The organism is Microlunatus aurantiacus, from assembly GCF_039536605.1.
Lineage (GTDB): Bacteria > Actinomycetota > Actinomycetes > Propionibacteriales > Propionibacteriaceae > Microlunatus > Microlunatus aurantiacus.
Genome location: NZ_BAAAYX010000004.1, coordinates 180,520 through 202,193, shown reverse-complemented (window position 1 = coordinate 202,193; position 21,674 = coordinate 180,520). Strand labels below are relative to the sequence as shown.

General features: G+C 72.0%; 19 protein-coding genes. 3 read left to right on the top strand and 16 right to left on the bottom strand.

The window, feature by feature from the left end; all coding sequences use genetic code 11:
* Positions 1-4 precede the first annotated feature (4 nt).
* Positions 5-976 carry a hypothetical protein gene (locus tag ABD714_RS08730; RefSeq protein WP_344811929.1) on the top strand — a complete coding sequence of 324 codons (972 nt, stop codon included), beginning with the start codon at positions 5-7 and terminating at the stop codon, positions 974-976.
* A gap of 65 nt (positions 977-1,041) precedes the next feature.
* Here ABD714_RS08730 and ABD714_RS08725 read toward each other — a convergent pair whose 3' ends face one another.
* Positions 1,042-1,833, bottom strand: a complete 792-nt coding sequence (locus ABD714_RS08725) for a class I SAM-dependent DNA methyltransferase (RefSeq protein ID WP_344811928.1) — start codon at positions 1,831-1,833, stop codon at positions 1,042-1,044.
* Positions 1,834-1,901: 68 nt separating this feature from the next.
* Between ABD714_RS08725 and ABD714_RS08720 the strand changes: the two genes are divergently transcribed.
* A complete protein-coding gene (locus tag ABD714_RS08720) occupies positions 1,902-2,498 on the top strand; it encodes a dihydrofolate reductase family protein (RefSeq protein WP_344811927.1) in 597 nt (198 codons plus the stop codon).
* A gap of 20 nt (positions 2,499-2,518) precedes the next feature.
* Here the strand turns inward: ABD714_RS08720 and ABD714_RS08715 are convergent, their stop codons facing one another.
* The 14 genes from ABD714_RS08715 to ABD714_RS08650 all read right to left on the bottom strand — a co-directional run bounded on the left by ABD714_RS08715 (position 2,519) and on the right by ABD714_RS08650 (position 18,646).
* Positions 2,519-3,058 carry a phage tail protein gene (locus ABD714_RS08715; protein ID WP_344811926.1) on the bottom strand — a complete coding sequence of 180 codons (540 nt, stop codon included), beginning with the start codon at positions 3,056-3,058 and terminating at the stop codon, positions 2,519-2,521.
* A gap of 37 nt (positions 3,059-3,095) precedes the next feature.
* Entirely contained in the window at positions 3,096-5,042 is a 1,947-nt protein-coding gene (locus tag ABD714_RS08710; protein ID WP_344811925.1) for a putative baseplate assembly protein, read from the bottom strand.
* A gap of 1 nt (position 5,043) precedes the next feature.
* On the bottom strand, positions 5,044-5,598 hold the full coding sequence (locus ABD714_RS08705) for a GPW/gp25 family protein (protein ID WP_344811924.1): 555 nt from the start codon (positions 5,596-5,598) through the stop codon (positions 5,044-5,046).
* Positions 5,599-5,615: 17 nt separating this feature from the next.
* Positions 5,616-7,397: a VgrG-related protein gene (locus tag ABD714_RS08700; RefSeq protein WP_344811923.1), complete on the bottom strand. Its 1,782-nt coding sequence runs from the start codon at positions 7,395-7,397 to the stop codon at positions 5,616-5,618.
* Positions 7,394-8,179 carry a CIS tube protein gene (locus ABD714_RS08695; RefSeq protein WP_344811922.1) on the bottom strand — a complete coding sequence of 262 codons (786 nt, stop codon included), beginning with the start codon at positions 8,177-8,179 and terminating at the stop codon, positions 7,394-7,396. The genes ABD714_RS08700 and ABD714_RS08695 overlap by 4 nt, the downstream gene beginning before the upstream one ends.
* The gene (locus tag ABD714_RS08690) at positions 8,176-8,646 is read right to left on the bottom strand and encodes a phage tail protein (RefSeq protein WP_344811921.1); all 471 of its coding nucleotides are present in this window, start codon (positions 8,644-8,646) and stop codon (positions 8,176-8,178) included. The genes ABD714_RS08695 and ABD714_RS08690 overlap by 4 nt, the downstream gene beginning before the upstream one ends.
* 21 nt (positions 8,647-8,667) lie before the next feature.
* A complete protein-coding gene (locus tag ABD714_RS08685; RefSeq protein ID WP_344811920.1) occupies positions 8,668-11,448 on the bottom strand; it encodes a hypothetical protein in 2,781 nt (926 codons plus the stop codon).
* A 36-nt stretch (positions 11,449-11,484) separates the two neighbouring features.
* Positions 11,485-11,691 carry a DUF6760 family protein gene (locus tag ABD714_RS08680; RefSeq protein WP_344811919.1) on the bottom strand — a complete coding sequence of 69 codons (207 nt, stop codon included), beginning with the start codon at positions 11,689-11,691 and terminating at the stop codon, positions 11,485-11,487.
* Entirely contained in the window at positions 11,637-12,098 is a 462-nt protein-coding gene (locus ABD714_RS08675) for a hypothetical protein (protein ID WP_344811918.1), read from the bottom strand. Before ABD714_RS08675 ends, ABD714_RS08680 begins: the two co-directional genes overlap by 55 nt.
* Before the next feature lie 2 nt (positions 12,099-12,100).
* A complete protein-coding gene (locus tag ABD714_RS08670) occupies positions 12,101-12,550 on the bottom strand; it encodes a phage tail protein (protein ID WP_344811917.1) in 450 nt (149 codons plus the stop codon).
* Between the two features lie 54 nt (positions 12,551-12,604).
* Positions 12,605-14,158, bottom strand: a complete 1,554-nt coding sequence (locus ABD714_RS08665) for a phage tail sheath family protein (protein WP_344811916.1) — start codon at positions 14,156-14,158, stop codon at positions 12,605-12,607.
* Between the two features lie 375 nt (positions 14,159-14,533).
* A complete protein-coding gene (locus ABD714_RS08660) occupies positions 14,534-15,334 on the bottom strand; it encodes an eCIS core domain-containing protein (protein WP_344811915.1) in 801 nt (266 codons plus the stop codon).
* Positions 15,335-15,453: 119 nt separating this feature from the next.
* The gene (locus ABD714_RS08655) at positions 15,454-17,505 is read right to left on the bottom strand and encodes an AAA family ATPase (RefSeq protein ID WP_344811914.1); all 2,052 of its coding nucleotides are present in this window, start codon (positions 17,503-17,505) and stop codon (positions 15,454-15,456) included.
* 55 nt (positions 17,506-17,560) lie between these two features.
* A complete protein-coding gene (locus tag ABD714_RS08650) occupies positions 17,561-18,646 on the bottom strand; it encodes a Pvc16 family protein (RefSeq protein WP_344811913.1) in 1,086 nt (361 codons plus the stop codon).
* A gap of 134 nt (positions 18,647-18,780) precedes the next feature.
* Between ABD714_RS08650 and ABD714_RS08645 the strand changes: the two genes are divergently transcribed.
* Entirely contained in the window at positions 18,781-19,605 is an 825-nt protein-coding gene (locus ABD714_RS08645; protein ID WP_344811912.1) for a hypothetical protein, read from the top strand.
* 13 nt (positions 19,606-19,618) lie between these two features.
* Here the strand turns inward: ABD714_RS08645 and ABD714_RS08640 are convergent, their stop codons facing one another.
* A complete protein-coding gene (locus ABD714_RS08640) occupies positions 19,619-21,595 on the bottom strand; it encodes an Hsp70 family protein (protein WP_344811911.1) in 1,977 nt (658 codons plus the stop codon).
* Between the last annotated feature and the right edge of the window lie 79 nt (positions 21,596-21,674).

Here is a 21,674-nt window from a genome sequence, read left to right as displayed (position 1 = left end):
GTCGATGGCAGAGCGTCACCCCGCCGAGCAGCTGCTGACCGAGGCCGACCACCTCGTCAAGACCGGCCGGCTCGTGGCGGCCGCCGCCCTGATCAGGCAGGCGGCGCAGGTCTACGCCGCGGAGGGCCGGGCGGAGGACGAGGCGCGGTGCCTGGTCCTGGCCGCCACCGCGGCCCGGTTGGGCGGGGCGCTCTCTGCGGCTCAGGCAGACGCCGACGGTGCCCGCCGCGCCGCGCCGGCCGATCCGGAGACGGCGGTCCAGGCGGTGGCCGAGCTCGCCGAGAGCCTGGTCGCGGCCGGCCGGCCGGTCCAGGCGATCGGGGAGTACACGACGGCGATCGAGCGGTGGCGGGACAGCCGAGGCGAACCCGGGGCGCTCGCCGTCCTGCTGCACAGACGCGGACTCGCGCACGCACTCGCCGACCGGCCCGACGAGGCGATCGACGACCTGCAGGCGGCCGCCGAGCAGTTCGCTGCGGCCGGCCTACCCCGCGCGGAACGGGCGGTCCTGGTCGAGGCGGCGACCCTGGCGACGGAACGCAGCACCCCGCAGCGCGGGGCGCGGCTGCGCGCCTGGGCCAGGACCGCAGCCGCCCGGGCAGGTGATCAGGAGGCCGAGGTCGATCTCGACCTGCTCGACGCCGCTCTCGCCGTCACCGGTGAGGATCTCGACCGGGCTCTGAGTCTCACCTGGCGGGCGCGTCAACGGGCGCTCGACGGCGTCGCCCCCGTCAAGTACCTGTCGGCGGCCATCGCCCTCGCCGAGCTCCACGACCTCCGGGGTGAGCACGGGTCGGCGTACGAGGCCCTGTCGACCGCCTGGGCGACGCTGGCGGACCTGATGGGCTCCGAGACGGCCCGCGCTGTGGTGCAGCCCCGCCTCCAGCTGCTCGTCGACCGCTGGGGAGTCGAGGAGTTCACGGCCGTCAAGAAGCGCTACGAGGCTCGCCGCCGGGCCCAGCTCGGGCTGGCGTGATCGCGCGCGGTGATCAAGGGTCGGTCCGGGATCACGCTCGGTCCGTGATCATGCTCGGTCGGTGGTCAGGGTCGAACAGGCTTCTCCCAGACCGAGACGTGCGTGGTGCTGTCCGGGGTGAGCGGCGACCGGTCCCAGCCCGCCCACCGATGTGCCAGTCCCAGCCCCGCGAGCCGCGCCATCAGATCCAGCTCGGCCGGCCAGGCGTACCGGAACGGTATCCGGCGGAACTGACCGGAGCCGTCGGCGGAGATGGTGATGTGGTTCGAGGTGAACTGCTGCGTCACCACGTCGTACTGGTCGAAGCCGACGTATCCCCCTCCCGCGGGGTCGGGAGCGACCGCGAAGGGCACCGTGTCCTGTCCGGGCGGCAGCCGTCGCAGGCTGGGCAGGCCCACCTCGATCAGGAAGTGCCCCCCGGGTCGCAGGTGGGCGGCCGCGTTGGCGAACACCGCAACCTGGCCGTCCTGGGTGGTGACGTTGCTGATCGTGTTGAACACGAGGAAGACCAAGGAGAAGGTGCCCGGCACCCGCGTCGTGGTCATGTCGCCGATGGTGACGGCCACCCGGTCGCCGCCAGGCTTCGCGGCGATCCGTGACGCCATCGCGCGACTGAGCTCGATGCCGGCGACGTCCAGGCCGCGAGAGGCCAGCGGAGCGGCGATCCGGCCCGTGCCCACGGCGAGCTCGAGCACCGCTCCGTCGCCGGCGAGCTCGGCCAGGACCTCGACCGCCGGCTCGATCACCGCGGGATCGTTGGCTCCACCCGGACCGTCGTAGTCCGCCGCCACGCTCTCGGGGAACCACCCGTCCGCCACCGCGTCACCGAGGTGATCGTGCCCTGCTGCACTGCCCACAGGGCGACGGTACGTCCGACTGCCGGCCGACGCATCTCGATTCTTCGGTCACCCACGATGACTTTCCGGTGGGCCCGGTGTCTACCCGGTCACAGCATCCGCGAGAGAGGACTTCCCAGCCCCGCAAGGTCACCGCCCACCTCTTCAGCTCGGTCAACGGAGTGGTCGAGAGCCCCAACCAGTGGCAGTTCGACGCCTTCGGCCGGGAGGAGGGTCAGCTGATGGGCGCCGTCATCGGCGCGGTCACCGACGTGATCATCGGCCGGCGGCTGTGGCAGGAGTGGTCCGAGTTCTGGCCCGGCGCCGACGACCCGTTCGGGCAGTTCATCAACCCGGTCCGCAAGCACGTGGTCACCGGCACGTTGTCGGGTGACCTGCCGTGGAACAGCACCGCGATCGACGGTGACCCGGTGGGCTACGTGCGGAACCTGCGCGACGGGGACGGCGGCGACATCTCCGTCACCGGGGGCATCGACACCGTCCGCTCCCTCTTCCTGGCCGGGGTGATCGACGAGCTGACGCTGACCACGCACCCGGTGGTGACGAACGAGGGACGACGGCTGTTCGACGAGAGCGTGCCGATCACCCGCCTGACCCTGGTCCGGACCCAGCAGACCAGCAAGGGCAACGCCCTCCTGACCTACGGCCTCCGGCCGAGCGACTGATCGGGTTCGCCGCTCGGCTCCTAGCCCTCGTTGACCTGGATCCGGTGCAGCACGTGGGCCGGCTTGAGCTGGCTCACCAGGGCATCCAGGCGTTCGACGTCGATCGGGTCCTCCTCGCTGGACTCGACGATGACCACGATGGCCGGCCGTTGCTCACCGGGAAGCGCGGCGGCCGGATCGGTCGACCAGGAGGAGGCCCCCGACTCCTGCACCTGGACGTCGACACCCAGGGCTGCTTCGAGCGCGAGCTCGATCCCGCGGCGGGTGCCTCGGATGGCGTGCAGCTCGCCGGCGGAGGCCAGCAGCTTCCGCTGCAGGTCCAGGTCGCCGCCCGGGTCGACCTCCATCCCCAGCCAGTGCCCGAGCCAGGGGAGCATGTCGTCCGGCGTGGTCGCCAGGTCGAGGTAGGACGCGAACGCGTCGAGACTCATCAGCACCGGGGCGAGCACCTCGTCCAGCCCCGCGCACAGCTGCTGGGCGAACGGGTCCTCGCGGAGCATGGTCGGCAGGGTCGGCGCCAGCGGCAACGCACTCAGGGCGCCGTCGATCGTTCCTCTCACCGTCTCACCACCCTCGGCTCCGAGGGGCCCGTGGCCGTCACTTCTTCACCCGCACCTGGTGCTCGAAGGAGTAGACCAGGGCGGACGGATCGATGTCGATCCGCTGGGTGGCCGAGCCTCGACGGCCGGTGAACGGCTCGGCGGGGAACAGGGCCACGCTCACCTCACGGGCCATGTCGACACCCGGGATCCGAGCCAGCGCGGCGTGCACCTCGTGGGACTGGACCGAGCGACCGAACGGCCACCCCGTTCCGTCGGGTCCGCCGACCAACGGGTGGTAGAGGCGGTAGAGGGCGCGCAGCACCTCGGTCCGGACCTCGCCGGGTTCGTACAGCGGCCGACAGCTGAGACTGACCACCGCTGTCAGCCAGGCGTAGTCGGGCGGCTGGACCAGCAGCCGGGTGCCGACCAGCCGCCGGGCGTCGAGGCTCTCGGCGATGCGCTCCAGGGTGGCGGCCGGGGGATCGAGATCGGCGCGCTGGATCCGGCCGAGCTCGTCGCTGGCCACGTGCGGGACCACGAGGAGTCGGACGCCGGCGCCCCCCTCGGCCGTGTCCGGGGCGCAGTGCACCCGGGCCGCGTCCGGGGCCACATCCCGGGCCAGCTGCTCGAAGTCCTCCGCGGTCACCGCCCGGCCGCGGGAGCGCAGCAGCAGCGGGCCGCGCGTCTTCGCGTCGGCGAGCGTCTCGGACTCGGCGCCGCCGATGGCGGGCACCCGGTTCTCGACCCGGCTGACGTACGGCACGGAGGTCTTCAGCACCCGCACCAACCCGCGACCGACGTTGCCGGCCTGGCCACCCCCGGTCCGGTACGACTCGAGCCGCAGCACCGCGCCGGGTGCCGGGATGGCGCCGTAGTAGAGCAGGTCGTTGTCCGCGGCCCGCACGGCCGGTCCGAACTGGATCTCGCCGGCGAAGCGGTCGATGCGGAAGTGCAGGTCACCGGGTCCGGACAGCGCGAAGTGCGGCACCTCGGTCCACAGCTGCGTCCGGTCGCCGTGCAGCGCGGTGACGGTCGCGGGCTCCTCCGAGGGCAGGACCGGGCGCTGCTGGAGAGCGAAGTGCTGGGCGGGGGTGCCGTCGGAGCGCCCGATGACCTCCGCCCGCACCACCTCGGCGTGCACCGTGGGGGCGGTCCCCCCGATGGTGAACGCGGTGGCGGACAGGATCTGCGGGGAGGCGGTGTACGTGGGCTGGTCCGGCTCGGCCTCGACCAGCCGACAGCGCAGCCAGCCGCCCCGCTGCCGGGCGATGATGGAGGCCTGGTGCCCGCCGGGCACGTGCAGGATGACGTCGCCCGGCTTGTTGAGCCCACCGGTGTCGTCGGAGTCGACCTCGCAGGCGACCCAGCCCTCCTCGGTCCAGGCCTCCCAGAGCACCGGCGGACGGCGCGGGTCGACGCCGCGGCCGGACACCTGGCACCCGAGCCGCAGCACGACGGCGCAGTGCGGCACCGCGTCCGACAGCCCGATCAGCAGAGCGTCACCGACCGCCGGGGTGGCCGAGAAGCACCGGAAACCGGCCGGGCCCGACAGCGCCGCGGTCATGTCCGCCGGCGCTTCCCCCACCGGGTGCATGCCGGCTCGGGAGAAGGAGCACGGCACGATCTCGAGCTCGCGGGTGGTGCTGAACACGATCGGGTCGGCGACGTCGGTGCGGGCCGTCGCCACCTGGGTCTCGGTCCTCACGATCACCGGCTGCGGCTGCGGTGCGGAGAGCCAGAACGTGACCTCGCCGCGGGCCGCGGCCGGTGGCCGGAGCTCGACACCGATCAGCTCCAGGAACTTGATGTAGTGCAGATCCGGTACCCGGTTGAGGCGGTAGATCAGCTGGTCGACCATCTGGGCGAACGCCTCGATCAGGGTGACACCCGGGTCGGAGACGTTGTGGTCGGTCCAGGTGGGGCACCGTTGCTGGACCAGTCGCTTGGCGTCGTCGACCAGGTCCTGGAAGCGTCGGTCGTCCAGGTTGGGGGCGGGGAGCATGTCACTGACCTCCGGTCGGAGCGGGGACGGACGCCGACCAGGAGGACGGTGTGGCCGAGGGGTAGAGGGCGGATCCAGCGAGCACGGGCCCGGACGAGCCGAGGGCCGCCGCCCCCGGGCCCAGACGGGTCGGGCCGAGAACCGGCCGACCCCCGTCGCCCTCGTCGGGGATGACGTAGAAGGGGAAGACGAGGTTGCGCGGGTCGTTCAGCCCCCGCGCCGAGTAGCCGATGTCGATGTGGACGCGGCCGTCGCTGATCCGGTCGAAGCTGACCACGACGTCGTTCACGTCGATCCGGGGTTCCCAGCGTTCCAGGGCCTCCCGGACGTCGTACGCGATCTGACCGGCGGTGGCCGAGTTCGCCGGGCCGAAGACGTGATCATGGATGCGGCAGCCGAAGTCGGGTCGCATCGGTCGCTCCCCGATCGAGGTGCCCAGGATCAGCCGGATGGACTGCTCGATCTCGCGCTCCCGCGTCACCAGCGCGACGCGACCGGTCGGATCCGCCCCCAGCGGGTACGACCAGCCCGCGCCGATGAAGTCCACCTCGTCCATGTCCTCGCCCTCCGCAATCAGTTGATCTTGACCATGGCGCCGGTGATGGTGGTCATCGCCCCGCCCTTGAGCTCGGCCGTGGTCTGGCCCTTGACGCTGACGCTCATCCCCTCGACGCTGACGGTGCCGTTCGACTTCATCTGCACCGCGCCGCTGCCGCCGTCCAGCTGCACGCCGTTGGTGGCGGTCATCTTGACCGACGCCGCCTTCATCGTCAGGTCGGAGTTCTTGGCGTCCAGGGTGATCCCCTGGGACCCCTCGATCAGGACCGTGCCGTCGGACTGCACGGTGATCGTGGTGTTCGTCTTGTCGATGAAGATCAGGAACTTGTCGTCCTTCGTCGCCAACCGGACACCCTCGTTGCTGCCCTCCTGGTCGAGGAGATCGATCCGGTGGCCGGCCCGGGACACCAGCGAGCGTCGGTTGATCGCCCCCGAGCTGCCGTCGACCAGGTCGTTGGGGCCGGCGGGCACCGTGTCGATGCCGTTGTAGAGGCCGCCCAGCACCACCGGCCGGTCGAAGTCCTGCAGCTCGAATCCGACCAGCACCTCGTCCCCGACCTCCGGCAGCGCGATCCAGCCGCGGTCCTTGCCGGCTCCCTGGCAGACCACCCGGGCCCAGTCGCTGACGTAGTCGTCCGACAGCCACGGGTACTTGATCTTGACCCGGCCCATCTTCTCGGGGTCGTTGACGTCGGTCACCACCGCGATCACCACCCCTGGCGGGGTCTGGCGGGAGCGTGCGCCACCGGACGCGAGTCCGAGCAGGCTGCGATCTTGGCGGCCGGTCACCGTGAGCGCGGTCGTGTAACCGGTGGTCGGGTCGAACCGGTGCCGGGCGGTGGTGATGGTGTACAGACCTTCGAAGGGAGCCCCGAGACCGTCGAGAGAGACCTTGCCGCCGGCTTTGAGATCCGGGTTGCCGCGAGCCACCCCCTCGAACTCGGCGAAGGCCGAGGCCTTCTCCTCGGCCAGCGCCTTGGCCGCCTGGTCGACCTCGTTCTGGGTCCGGTAGGGGACGTCGGTCGAGACGTACGTCGGGTTGCCGAAAGCGTTCGCCATGTCGGTCGGCTTCACCGTCGCCAGGTCGATGGCCGACGCCTTCGCGGGGGCCGAACCCACCAGGGCCCGCTTCTCCGCGACGTCCCACCCGCGGACCTCCACCTTCCCGACCTGCTGGGCCGAGGTGAGCACGGAGCGGAACCGGATCAGCTCCTCGCCGAACTTCAACGAGGTGGGCGAGCCGGTGGCCGCGGCGGCGGCGAACGAGAAGGCGCCGTTGCGGACGGTCAGATCGAGACCGGCGTCCCGGGCGAGCTGGGTCAGGATCTCCCAGTCGGTCTGCCCGGCCTGACTGACCACGGGGAACACCGTGCTGGTGCTGTCCACCGTGCCCACCCTGAGACTCGCCCGCTTCGCCACCTGGGTGGCGATGTCGGAGGCCGTCATCTGGACGTAGCTGACGGTCCGGCGGTCGCGGAACAGCCGGTGCGCGGGGTCGTACCCGCGGATGATCGTGAACGTCCCCCCGGTGTCGAACTCCAGCTCCAGCGCGGTGATCTCCCCCTCGATCAACGTCTTCGGGCTCGACGACGCCGCCGTGTTGACCTTGATCGTGACCTTCCCGCCGACCTTCGCGTTGCTCTTGGTCAGCACGATCCGCTCGGGGTCGCGGAAGCGCAGCGCGAACATGTCCGGCAGGCGTTGGCTGTCCTCGATCAGCGCGGAGACGAGCAGCGGCACGAGATCCGCCGGCATCGGCGAGCCGTCGATCTCCACCAGGCACATGCTGCCCGTCATCCGGTCACCCCCAGCTCCTCCAGCGAGGGCAGCAGGATGGTGCGCCCGGTGGGCATCCGCAGCGGGTCGTCGATGCCGTTGTAGGCCGCCAGCGGCCGCCAGTGGGCCGGGTCGCCGTACTCGGCGTAGGCGATGGAGGCGAGGTTGTCGCCGACGATCGTGCGGTGGACCCGACGGATGCTGTCACTCCCCGAGGTCGGGTTCTGCCGGGGCGGCGCCCCCGGCATCTCCTCCATCGACACGCTGCAGATGGCTCGGATCGGGGTGCCGTCGGAGCGGAAGAGGGTGTACTTGGCGCTGACCGAGGTGATCACCGCCGGGAAGGTGGAGATGCTGCCCCACTGCAGCACCACCAGCGGTGGGGTGGGCTTCTTCTGCCCGGCGCTCTGCTCGGTGGGCACGCAGCAGCCGAAGAGCTTCTCCACGACCTCCAGCACCGAGCCGTCCCTGGCGCCGGTGGCGTCGAAGAACATCTCGACGGTGAGCTTGCAGGGATCGGACCCGGTGAACTCCGGCGGCGGGGCGCTCTTGGATCCCTTGGCCGGCTTGCGCTCCCACTTGGCGGACTTGGCGATCGTCACCTCCTTGGGGTTGAACTGGAAGCCGATCGTGTCCTTGATCGCGCCGGGCTTGTAGCCGCCGGGGGCCGGATCGGGGGTGTACACGGTGAGCTTCGCCTTGTCCATGGTGGGCCGCCCGACGACGGCCTTGCCGCCCGAGCCTGCGTCCCCGGGGACCCCGACCAGACCGGAGCTCCCGGCCAGGGCGATAGCGGTCGTCACTGCACGGCCCCTTCGGGGAGGAACCCGTGGTGGGCGAGCTCCAGGGTCTCCATGGCGACCTTGGGGGAGTCCAGGTTGAGACTCGGACCCGACCAGCGCACCGGCATCACCCCGTCCAGGCTCCAGCTCGCCACCACCTGACGGTCCCCGGTCATCGCGGTGATGCACGCCGTCTTGCGGGTCACGTCGGTGGCGAACCCGATCAACCACTCGGTGATCTTGTGGCTGTCCCGCCCCACGGCCCGGGACAGCTTGACGTTGGTGTACTTGATCCGACTGGGCAGCTGCCAGATGAAGGCGTTGTTGCCACCCTCTTCCCGTTGCTCCATCACGACCTCGGCCCCCAGGCCCTCGCAGCTGCTGAAGTAGCCCAGGTTCTCCCCGTCCACGGTGACGGTGAAGCACACGCTGACCGCAGGGTCGGTGGTGGCGTCCAGCGGATCGGTGATGCCCTTGGCGGCGGCCATGGTGTGCTCCTCGGTTCGAGATCAGGGACGGAGATCGGTGAGCAGTCCGGAACGCTCCCGGTCCTGGTAGAGCTCGGCGCGCAGCCGGGCGGACAACGGCTCGTACAGGCGGCGGGCCATCTCCTCGAGCTCGGCACCGCTCATCGGTCCGGCCGAAGCGGCGGGTCCGGCCGGGGCCGCGGACGAACCGGCCGGCGCCGGCGAGGGGTCAGCGGCCAGCTGGACCTCGGTCTCCGTTGCCCGCTGGACCGACGGACCGTCGTCGTGCGGGACCGACGGATCGCCGCTGCGCTGGACCGAAGGACCGGGAGAAGGCCGGGCGGCGGCCATCGCGAACATCTCCGCGAGGCCGACGGTGCGGCTCGAGACCGCCATCGCCGGTGCCTCCGCCGGCACCGGGGGAGCGACGGTGGTGCTCGCGCCGGAGGAGCCAGGGGCGGGCGCGGCGAGCCGCCGCTGGATCAGCGGCGGCTGGTCGACCCCCGTCGTCGTGGCTGGTCGGTCGGGGGCTAGCGGCGAACGCTGCACAGCGGCGGTCGGCGGGGCACCCGGCGGCGACCAGGCCGAACCGGCGCCTGCCGGAGACCACTCCGCACCCAGGCCCACGGACGGCGGTGCGGGAGTCACCGGGGCCGATCTTTCCGGCGCGTCGACGTGGCTGAGCTGGCCGAGGTCGAGGGGCTGGCCGAGGTCGAGGGGCTGGCCGAGATCGAGGGGGTGGCCGAGATCGAGGGGGCTGGTCGCGTCGGGGGGGCCGATCACACCGGGATGGCTGAGCTCGTCCGGCTGGTCGGGGCGGCCGAGCTGGTCAGGTGCCGCAGCCGGGTGGTCGACGGTCCGCCGGGTCTCACCGTCGGCGGACTTCTCGTAGCGGAGGCGCTGAACCGCCGGCGCCGGAGGGACGGTCGCACCGGGTGACAGGTCGCTCAGGCCCGAGGCGTGGGGTGGGCGACCGTCGAGCAGGCTGCGCTGCACCAGGACTCGTTCGGGAGCGGTCCGGGCCCGCTCCGGCAGGGCCCGCTGGAGGCGTACGGCCGGCACCGGCAGCTGGCCGCTCCGGTCGGGGGAGACGCGACGCGCCACCACGAGCTCGGGCTGCTCCGGCACCGAGGCGTCGTCGCCCGCCGACTCGCCGTGGCCGCCCGGCGGCGCAGCCGGCGGGGTGTCGTGCAGGGCGGAGATGGCGGCGCTGAACCCACTGAGCGGGGCCGGGGCCGGCGTCGACGCGGAACCGTCGGGGGGCGGAGCCTGGCTCGCTCCTGCGTCGGCCGCCTCGGTCCGACGTTGCACCGCGATGAGCGGCGGGTAGCCCTGCTCGTCGAGCCCGGGCAACGACGGTGACCCTGGCATGGTCGGCCCTGATGTGGTCGGCCCTGATGTGGTCGGCCCTGATGTGGTCGGCCCTGACGTGGACGGCCCTGACGTGGACGGGGCGGCGGGGTTGGACACGGCGGCGTTCGGGGCGGCGGGCGGTGTCGGCGACCGGCCGGCCGGGGACCGCTGGACGGGTAGGACCCCGGCCCTGGGTGTCGGCGAGTGCTCGACGACGTGCCGTTGCCGCGTGGGTCCGGAGCCGGAGCCGCCGGCGGCGGGCGCCGCGGTCGGCACCGTCAACGGTGCGGCGCGCTCGGCGATCATCGCCTCCGCGGAGGTGCTGTCGCCCGACGCAGACGGTACCGCCGACGCGCGCGGCACGCGGTCGGAGAGCAGGCCGACCAGCGTGTCCGCGGCCGGTGAGTCCGGAGCACCGGGCACCGGCCCCGCGGCCGAGCGGGCCACCACGAGCTCCTCGACGGCGGCCGGCTCGGGGGCGCTCGACGTCGCCGGGGTCAGGGTCGGCGCTGCGGTGGGCGCCGTTCCGGACGGGGTGGGAGCTGCGCTCGCGGGAGACTCCTCCCCTCTCGATGATGACGACGTCACCGGGCGCAGGGTCGCCGCGACGGAGTGGCCGGCCGCCTCGGCCGGACTGACCGCGGGAGCGGTCGTGGTGCCGAGGGACGACCGCTGCACGGGGGTCGACTCCTGGGGGGCAGCTGACCGCTGCACGGGGACGGTGAGCGGGGCCGGCTCGGCTGCGGCAGCCGGGCTCGGGACCGTCGCGGCATCCTCGGCACCGGGAGTGAGCTGGCTCGGGGCGCTCACGGGCTCGCGGGCGCCCAGAACTGTCGCGTCGCCGTCACCTCCTCCGCTGGTGCCGGAGCTCTGCTCCGACGACACCGTCGGCGCCACGGAGCGGGCCACGACGAGGTGCTCGTCGGCGCTCGGCGGCGCGGGCTCGGAGGTCCCGTCTGCACTCGGGTCCGTGCCCGCCGCGACCGGCCCGTCGACCGGGGCGGGTGTGGGCCGGTCGGTCGCTGACGAGACCTCCGGCCGGAGCGTGGCGATCTGTCGCTGGACCGCCGGCGCGGTCGGAGCAGCCGGTCGGTCGGGGACCCGGAGCTCGTCGGTCCCCTCGTACGGGATCGGGCCGCCGACCGAGGAGGTCAGACCGCCGACCACACCCCCCGGACCGTCGGGATCGACCAGGTGGCCCAAGGGGGCGAGGAAGCTGGGATTCTGGTGCGTGGTCAACGACGACCGGAAAGCAGACGGCGGCGCCACGGCGGTGCCGTCGGCGACGCTGCGCTGCAGCGGCGGGAGCCGGGTCCACGCAGCCGGGACCCCGGAGACGGACGGAGCGACCTCAGCGGTCGACGGAGTCGCCGAGCCGGGCTGCGGGCGGTCGGTGTCACCGGCGGCCGCAGCCGGCGCGTCGGCGCCCCGCCCACGCCCCCAGGGCAACCGCTCCCAAGGCCACCGCATGGTCGACACTCCTCTGGACAGATCGATGCCCGCTGCTCAGTCGCCTGAGATGCGGGTGTTGAGGGCACCGACCTCGCGGACGAATCGCTGACGCTCCGCGTGCTCGAGGTCGAGGATCTCGTCCCGAGACCAGTGCAGGTAGTAGGCGACGTACGCGATCTCGGAGTAGAGCCGATCGGTCGCGTACGTCAGGATTCCCCCAGGCGCCCCCCGGAGACGTCGACGGCGAAGTGGTGCTCGCACGACGGGCAGGTCACGGTCGCTCGGGTGTGTCCCTCGGTGTTGACCCGTCGGTAGAGGTCCTGCAGGAACGCCAGGTCGGTCGCGAACAGGTCCTCGACGATGCCGGGGTGGATGTCGTCGATGGTCCCGATCCGTTCGATCACCCTCGCCAGCAGCACCACCGTGAGGTAGGCCGGGTTCTCGCGCACCCGGTCGTCCCGCAGGGGAACGAGCTCGTCCCGGGCCGTGGCCAGCCGCATCACCCCGTCCCGGTGGACGGTGCCCGACCGGTCGACGTACCCCCGGGGCAACAGGAAGCTGAACTCCGTGACCAGCGTCTCGCGTCGGGACGGCGCCTCGCCCCCGCGCGAGGGCGAGGCGTCGGCCGACGTGCTCGGCTCCGGGATGATGACCGTCCCCCGGCGCATGGTCAGGCGCCCTGGACTTCGATCGACTCGCAGGTCAGGGTCAGCTTCTCCGACAGGTAGGAGGTGTCACCGGCCTTGAGCGTGCCGACCTCGAGGCTCTTCGGCCAGGCGTTGGTCAGCTTGTAGCGCTTGACCTCTGTCCCCTCGTAGTCGAAGACGATCACCGAGCCGCCCTTGCGGGAGTCGGACATCTTGCCGAACCGACTGCTCTCGATCCACTTGTCGAAGCTGTTGTCCCCGGTCAGACCGCGGGTCAGCGTGATGTCCGGAGCCTTGGGTCGGCCGGGGAGCCGTCGCAGCTGGTACTTGCCGTCCGGTCCGTTCTCCTTGAACTCGACGACGTCCTGTTCGATCTTGAGTCCGCTGATCTCGGTGATGCTCTTGATCATCACCCCGTCGAACTCCAGCCCGAACGAGTGGCCGACGGAGCTGTCGCCATCGGGAAGTGGCATCTCATGTCCTTTCTGTGGTCAAGCTGGGTAGAGGGAGGGACTGCCGGGACTCAGCTACTCGCTGACCAGGCTGGTGCCACCGGAGAACTGGGCCAACCGGAAGATCACGAACTCGGCCGGCTTGACGGGGGCGACGCCGATCTCGCAGACGACCTGGCCCGCGTCGATGCCTTCGGCCGGGTTCGTCTCGTCGTCGCACTTGACGTAGAAGGCCTCGCCGGGAGTGGAACCGAACAGGGCGCCGGCCCGCCACTCCATCACCAGGAAGGCGGAGATGGTGCGACGGATCTTCGCCCACAACGCCCGGTCGTTCGGTTCGAACACCACCCAGTTGGTGCCGTTCAAGATCGACTTCTCCAGGTAGTTGAACAGCCGGCGGATGTTGAGGTAGCGCCAGGCCGGGTCCGACGACAGCGTGCGCGCGCCCCAGACGCGGATCCCGCGACCGGGGAAGGCCCGGATCACGTTGATCCCCTCGGGGTTGAGCAGGTCGTGCTCGTTGCGGGTGATGTTGATCTCCAGGTCGATGGCCCCCCGGACGATCTCGTTGGCCGGCGCCTTGTGCACCCCGCGGGTGGCGTCGTTGCGACCCCAGATGCCGGCGATGTGACCCGACGGGGGCATGAACGAGAGCTGACCGGTCGCGGGGCTCATGGTCTGCACCCAGGGCCAGTAGAGCGCCGCGTACATCGAGTCGTAGCGGGCCTTGTCGACCCGCCACTCCTTGATCTGCTGGGCGTTCATGCCGGGGGGTGCGTCCAGGATGGCGACCCGGTCGCCCATCAGCTCGCAGTGGGTGATCATGGCGCTCTGCACGGCCTGCACCTGGTCGAGGTCGATGGCGCCCTGCTGGTAGGCGCTCATCAGGTCCGGGACGCAGAGCATCGTGATGTCCTCGATCGCCTCCAGACCGCCGAACCCGGTGCGTTCGGCCACGTCGCCGACGTAGTCGTCGGCGCTGAGCCGCGTGGAGGGGATGGCGGCCGGGGAGGCGGGTGCCGCCAGCGCCGTCTCGCCGTTGGCGAGGCGGACGACGGCTCCGGTGCTGGTGTCCTCGAGCTGGACGACCTTGGAGACGGTGTTGACCATCGTCACCACGTTCTGCTTGCCGCGGGCGAAGTTGGCGCGGTCGAACTCCTCGACCACCTCGCCCTTGACCTTGATCACCAGCCGGAACATGTCCTCGGTCACGTTGTCGCCTCCGGCGTCGGTGACTTCCACGCTGACGTCGCCGGGAGCGGCGGCGGGATCCAGGGCGGTGACCTTCAACCGCCCGATCTGCGCGCTCGGACTGGCGGCCAGCTCCTTGGCGCGGGCACTGCGCGGCGCCGGACCGCTGTCGTCACCTTGTCCCACCCGGACGACGTAGGCGTTGCCCCCGCCGTTCTGGAAGTAGGCGTAGACGGACTGCGCCAGGTAGGACCCGGCGACGAATCCGCCGAAGGTCGTGGTGAACTGCGTCCAGTTGCTCACGAGGGTCGGCGCGTTGAACGGCCCCTCCTCGGCGAGGCCGATGAAGGCGGCGACGGCCGTGCCTGCGCCCTCCAGGGGTCGGGCTCCCGCGGCGACTTCTTCGACGTAGACCCCGGGTGACTGATACGGCGGCATGCTGGGCTCCTTGGGTGTGAACGTGGCCTACTGCAGCCTGTTCCGGGGGCGTCCCGGGCGGTACGTCCCCCTGGACGCGAGCAAGGGCAGGCTCGTCTGCCTCATCGGGCAGGAGGCGCCCCACGTGCAGGATCGGGAGCGACCGGGAGGGCTCGGCTCGACGGCGAGGGGGCGGCGCCAGCGCTGACCAAGGGCGTCAGCACGCCCCGCAGATCGACCGGGACCGGGCGACCCGGGATCTGCCACGGGCTGGGGTGGCCGTGCTCGGGTCGGGGTGCCGCCGGCCTCGCGCCAGCAGGGGCCGGGGGCTCGGTGACCCTGAGCGTGGAGCTGCCCGATCAGGCGGACCGGACCGGACTGCCTCACGCACAGCGGTCAGGCCGGCATCTCCTCGTCCTCTTCGGCGACCTCGCGCTGCACGAAGTGACCCTGGAGCTCTTCCTCCTCCTCAGCACCCGCTTCGCGCTGCACGAACAGACCCTGGACCGGCTCCTCGTCGTGGTCGTGCCCGGCGTGGCGCTGGACGAAGAGCCCCTGGAGCTCGTCCTCCTCCTCGGCCTCGCGCTGGACGGCGGGGCCGGTGGCGCTCGACGTCTGCACCGGCGCCGGGGAGGACATCACCTGCTCCGCGTTGGCCGACGCCTCCCGCTCGAAGCGGTCCGACGGGTCGCTGACCTTGATCCCGCCGGGGGCCGAGGTCCCGTCGACCGGACCGCTGCGCTGCTGCACCACGTGGGTCAGCTCGTGGGCCAGCGTCGTCCGGCCCTCGTCGGAACCGGGGTCGTAGGTGTCGCGCTGGAAGACGATGTTGGATCCGACCGTGTACGCGTGCGCGTTCACCGCCGAGGCCGATGCGGCTGCCGCCGAGTCGTCGTGCACCCGGACGTCGCTGAAGTCGTGGCCCATCCGGGCCTCCATGTCGGTCTGGACGTCCGGCTCCAGCGGGCGCCCGCCGGAGGAGATCACCTCGTGCACGGGGGAGCGCTCCTCCTCGAGCATCGAGGACACCCCGGCGTTGCCGATGCTGCGCTGCAGACCCAGGATCTCCTCGGCTCCCAGCGCATCCTTGCGACCGGTCGCCGCCGCCTTGGCTGCATGGGCGCTCGCGTCCTGGCCGATCCGGGACGCCGCGGGCCGCATCGTCTCGATGCGCTCGTCGAACCGATGTTCGTGCATGACCACAACCTCCGCGTGTCGGCGACCCTCCCACTGTGGCACGGGTCCGGCACCGCGGCCAGGTCCCTCGGTGGAGCTGTGGGCGCAACCCGAGCTGCCCGAAAGGGCAGGTCGCTCGGTCAGGCGATCATCGAGAAGTAGCGACCGAACTCCCGCTCCAGGACGAGCCGGCCCATCTTGCGATATTCCTGCTCCACGGCGGCCACCAGGTGCAGCATGCCGACGGGCGTGGCGTCGGCGGCCGCCAGGTAGGCCGCGGTGGTCGACGCGGACCGGATGTTGCCGCCGGCGAAGTCGAACGACGACGCGAGGAAGTCGTAGTCGATGTCGGTCCCGAGGGGCAGGGGCGGCGCCAGGCAGCGTTGCCACAGCGAGCGGCGGAGCTCCTCGGTGGGTTCGGGGAAGTCGATGATGGCGTCCAGTCGTCGGGTGAAGGCGTCATCGATGTTGGCTCGGAGGTTGGTCGCCAGGATCGCCAGTCCGTCGAAGGTCTCCAGCCGTTGCAGCAGGTAGGCGCTCTCGATGTTGGCGTAGCGGTCGTGGGCGTCGCGCACGTCGCTGCGCTTGCCGAAGATCGCGTCCGCCTCGTCGAAGAACAGCACCGCGTTGACGCCGCCGGCTTCGGCGAAGATCCGTTCGAGGTTCTTCTCGGTCTCCCCGATGTACTTGTCGACGACGGTGGCGAGGTTGACGGTGTAGAGGTCGAGCCCCAGGTCGGACGCGATCACCTCGGCCGACATCGTCTTGCCGGTCCCGGAGTCGCCGGCGAACAGCGCCGTCACTCCGTGCCCGCGACCACCACCGCGCCGCATCCGCCAGTCGGTCAGGACCGTGTCGCGATGTCGGGCCCGGGCGGCGACCTCCTTGAGCCCGCGCGTCACCGTCGGTGCCAGCACGAGATCGGCCCACGCCACCTCGGGCACGATCCGTCGCGCCAGCCGTTCGAGCCCCGCCGCGTTCTGGGCGCGGACGCCGCGGCGCAGGTCGTCGGCCGAGACCGGGCCGCCGGTCATCCGGGCGGAGGCCTCGGCCGCGCGGACGGCCTTGGTGACCTGACCGGGGCCCAGGGCCAGGTGGACGGCCAACGAGGCCGGATCCAGAGAGGGGTCGTGAGCCCCGAGCGCACGCTCCCACAGCGCCAGCCGTTCCCGCCCGCCGAGCACCGGTGCATCGGCGAGCAGCGGGCTCACCGTCGACCACTGCGGATCCCAGGTGGTCGAGCCGACCAGCAGCACCGGGATGTCCGCCGCCGTCAGCCGGTGCATCGGCTCCGCGCCGGACTCCGCCAGCAGCTCGATCGGTCCGGCCACCAGACCCGCGCCCAGCAGCAGCGCCTCCCGGAGGGCGAGGTCGGCGAGGGCGGCGGCTTCGTTCGGCGCGACGCCGCCCAAGCGCGTCAGGTCCAGCGTCAAAGCGCCCATCGACGCCGCCGAGAGCGCCGCGACCGCGACCGCCGACCCGGTGCCGACGACGCGTTCGCGCAGGTGCACCAGGCGCACTCCGGCCGACAGCGCGCGACCGAGCTGGTCGGCCACGGGAGCCCAGTAGGGACCGACCTCGTCGATCAGACCCGCCAGCCCTGCGGCGGGAGCGTCATCGCCGAGCAGATGGGCGCCGACCCGGTCGGGCACCCGCAGCCCGCGGGTCAGGAAGGGCCGCTCGGGCTCCTCGACCACGACCAGCCCGCGGCTGACCAGCGGCCGGCTCGGTTCCAGCCGGGCCCGGGTGCTCGCCGTCATCGCCGACTCGCCGGCCAGCTGCAGAGCCAGCCCGACCGACGCGCGGCGCCGGGTGACGTCGTCGTTGAGGTAGCCGTACAGCCGCTCGAAACGGCTGTCCAGATCCGGCAGCAGGGCGACCATCAGCAGCTCGACGTCCGCCGGCGTCAGCCCGGCGGTGCGGGCGAGGCGCCGCAGGCGCAGGGGGGTCCCGGCGGCCTCGGCCGCATCGGCGTCCGACTCCAGCACGGTCCGGGCGTCGCTGTGCAGGGGGTGGAGGGGGATCGCGGTCGTGGACAGCAGCTGCTCGACCGTCTCCTCACTCACGTACAGGCCCCGGAACGGGTCGTCAGGAGCCGGGTCAGCGGCGCGGCGTTGCGCCACCAGCTCGCGCACCCGTCCCTCCACGAGCTGGGCCCGGCCCAGCAGGTAGGCCAGGTCCGGTGTGCTCACGACCACCGAGCCGGGGCAGGGGGTGCGGAGCAGTGCTGACGGCGGCCGTGGCGGCTCATGGTTTCTTCTTGGTCTGCCGGGTCCGGGTGATCGCCACCCGTGGGCCCGGCCGGCCCGCCGGCTTGGCGGCGCCCGTGGTCTTCTTGGCCGGGCCACCGATCGGCTCGTCCGCGTCGCCCTCCCCAGCGGTCTGGTCGGCGGCCCCGCTGCGGGCCGTGGAGCCGGTCGCCGAGCGACCGGCGAGGCGCTCCGGCAGCAGCTCCTGCGACTCCGCGGAGCCGGGCGGCGCCATCGCGTTCGCCCAGCCGGTGGCCAGGTCCCAGCCACTCGATGTCGCGGAGCGCTCCTCGTCGGCGGCTCCGGCTCCAGGCCCGGCGCCGCTGCCGGCCCCGCCCGAGCTGCCCTTGCCCCGGCTCGCGGCGCGCGACCGGGAGGCCCGCTTGCCGCCGGTGGTGGCCGGTGTCTCGGCGCCGTCGTCCTCGGACCCGTTCTCGGGCGTGGGGCCGGTGGTCCCGGCGGGCCACTGCTCGACGCCGTTGCGGCTCTTGGTCTCCCGCGTCGGCCAACCGTACGAGCCGCCGAGACTGACCCGCGGTGGCACCTCGACCGGCGGTCCCGTGTGGAAGCTCTGGCCGGTGTCCAGCGGCGTGCTCACGACGATGTCGATCGAGGGCTTGAGCTCTCCTCCCAACGCCGACCAGACGTCGGCGAACGCCCTGTCCTCCGGGGGCGGCAACGCGATCGTGAGCGGTATCGGCAGCCCGAGCTCGGTCAACGGGCCGGTCAGCACCTCGGCCGGCAGGGCGTCGTACTTCAGGAAGCAGAGCAGCAGGGACGACAGCAACCGGTGCTCGTCCTCGGGCCGCTGCGTCCAGGCCGTGACGAGGTAGGACAACTTGAAGTGACGTGGCGGCAGGCGCCGGGACACCACGACGTTGGCGGCGTCGTAGACGTTGTGCATCCCGCGCTCGCGGCGGCGCAGGTCCTCGCGGATGTCGTACAGGTAGACGTCGATGGTCGGCGAGTTGCGCCGCCCGGCCCATTCCCGGGTCGGGGCGTCGAAGACGATCTCGACATCGCGCATACCGGCGGCCTCACGTTCGATCAACGTGCGCAGCGCGGAGTCCACCTCGTGGATCACGTCAGCAGGATGTCGCCAGCACCCCGACCGGCGGCAGGGCGAGCGAACCGATTCCGGGGCAGGGATCGGTGCCCGATCGCGCACCCCCGGATCGACGTCGACAGCCGGCGCGAAGCGGGTCTACATTTCCCTGCATGGGCCTGCCCACAGGCTCGGGGGACACGCGCGTACGCCGGCTGCTGGTGGTCTCGGTGGCGATGGCGCTGATGGTGCTGCTCGCCCCGCCGGCGGTCGCCGACCCGCCCGGCCTGGTCTGGTCGGTCAGCATCGACGACCGGGATCTCGGCTCGGTCAGCCGCAACGACCCGCTGCTGCTCGGCACGTCGGACTCGGCGCGGGTCCGCCTGAGCCTGGACAACCGTGGGCCGTCGGAGCTGCTGGTGCGCAGCATCCGGATCGAGGGCCGGGTGATCGGGATGGCCTTCTTCAGCTACACGACGAGGCTCGACATCGTGCTGCCCCCGGGCGAACGGACCGAGCGTCGCTTCGACGTGGACATCAGCGACCTCAGCAGCCAGGCCACCGGTCTGCTGCCGACCTCGGTGATCATGATCAGCCCGGAGCGGGAGACACTGGCGAAGCGGGACTTCGCCGTCGACGTCCAGGGCTCGGTGGTGTCGGTGTACGGCACCTTCGGGTTGATCATGGCGGGGATCACGGCCGTGGTGCTGGCCGGTCTGCTGCTGGCGATCTGGCGCCGGGAGCTGCCGGCCAACCGGTGGCGACGTGCTGCTCGGTTCCTGCCGGCGGGGTTGGGGATCGGGCTGGTCGTGACCTTCACCCTGTCCGCCACCCGACTGCTGGTGCCCAGCGCCGTGTGGTGGCTTCCCCTCCTGCTGCTGTTCGGCGGTGGCGCGTTCGTGATCGGCTACCTGCTGCCGGTGGGCTCGGGCGACCCACCCGGTTCACCGAACGCGGACACCAGCGAGCTCGGTGCCGCGGATCGGGTGGTCCGCTAGGACGGGGGGCGGCTCAGGAGCGGGCAGCCGGTTCTCGAGGCAGCCAGGCGAAAGCGAGCAGACCGACGGCGGCGCAGACGAGGACGACGATGCCGAGGGTCACGGCCGGATCCAGCAGACGATCGCCGATCACCCACGCGGCGAGCGCCGCCGCCACGCCCAGCCCCAGTCCGGAGCCGATGAGCCCGATCAGCTCGCCGGGCGTCGCTCGCGTCCGACGGCGCCGGATCGGTGCCACGATCGACTCGGCGTACGCGAAGGAGAACAGGGCGGTCAGTGCCAGTGCCGCGGCCGGCAGAGTCAGCCACCGGGTCCAGTGCCAGCGGTCGGCGGCCCGGAGCACGACGTCCTGGGTGCTCCCGCCCGCCGTGATCTCTCCCCGGACCGGGCCGGCCAGGAAGACCCGGCTGCCACCGAGGTCGAAGGAGCCGGCGGGGGTGACCGGGACCGTCGGCCGGGCGACGTCGATCCCGAACAGGGTGACCGCCAAGCGGGCGTCTGCAGGCAGACCGGTGGCGTCGACGGCGAAGTCGGTGTCCCACGTGCGGTGGGGATCCTGGGGTTGGGGGCCGAGTGCCATCAGCAGGACCGCGGCCAGGGCACAGAGCGCGGAGACCAGACGATAGATCGGCACCTGACGTCGGTGGCGAACGGGCGGAGCGCCGGCACCACGCTCCGGAGCGACGACGACTTCTGGGACCGGCGGCTCGACGCGCTGGGCAGCGCGGGCGGGCGGCGTGGCGACAGCCGCGGCGGGGCCGTCGGTAGAGGTGGAGGAGATGTCCGGCGAGGCGACGGCGACGGGGCCGGCGGTGCGGGCTGCCGGAGCCGGCGTCGGGACCGGAACCGGTTTCGGTGGTGCGATCGGGTCGGATGTCGTGGAAGTGCGGCCCGGAGAGGATGCTGCCGGCGTCGGGCTGACCGTCAGGGCCGCCGGGCCGGCACCGATCAGCGCAGCACCCATGGCGACACACATCTTGGGCTGGGGGGACAGCACCGCCGGTCGACCGAAGCGCCGGGTGATGCGCTCACTGATCAGGGGGACGCGGGAGGAACCACCGACGAGCACGATGGCGCCCAGCTCGCTCGCCGCGACACCCGATCGGCGGATCACCCGATCGAGGATCTCGAGGGTGTCGTCCACCAGGGGACCGATCAGCTCGTTGAACTCGGCGCGAGTCAGCCGAACGCGGCTCAGCCGGCCGCCGAGCAGGACCGGTACGACCGCCTCGGTCTCGCTGGAGAGCCACTCCTTCGCCTCCGTGCAATCTCGACGTAGTCGGGCGAGGCCGGTCAGCGTGTCCGGGTCGTCGGGATCGATTCGGTCCCAGTCGACCACCCGGCTGACGCGTTCGAACACCGCCTCGTCGAAGTCGATCCCGCCGAGCTGCTCCAGCCCGTCGGGTGTTCCCACCACGTCGAAGCCGCCGGACGGAGCGCGCCGCAGCACGGCGGCATCGAAGGTGCCACCGCCCAGGTCGTACACGGCGACCGGTCGGTCAGCGGCCACCCGGCGCGAGGTGGCGAAGTGCAGGGCCGCCGCTTCCGGCTCGGTGCACACGGTGATCGGGTAGTCCGCGTTCAGGCTCGTGACCTGGCTCATCAGCTCCCTTCGGTACGGTCCCCAGTTGGCCGGGCAGGTCACGATCACCTGGTCCGGTGGCTCACCCTGCCCGACCACGACCTGCTCGATGGCCCAGCCGAGCAGGGCCTTCGAGCAGGCATGAGCCGACATCGGCGTGCCCGCCACGAAGATCGGGGTCTGGTCACCCATCCGCCGCTTGAACTCTCGGGCGATCCGCTCCGGTTCGGTGGCGGCATGGCGTTCGGCCGACTCCCCGTAGCGGAAGGTCCCGTCGGGAGACTTGTAGATCACCGACGGTGCCTGCGGAGACCGGTCGCCGAGCGGGACGATCTCCGCGTGCCGGCCGTCGCTCACGGCGGCTGCGGTGTAGGTCGTCCCGAGATCGATTCCTAGCGAGTAGGCCATGCGCGCCCCCGGGGATACGTGATCATCTGTGGTCGCCCCCGCCGCCGGGGCAAGCCTGCCACGGGCCGCAGGCCGCCGG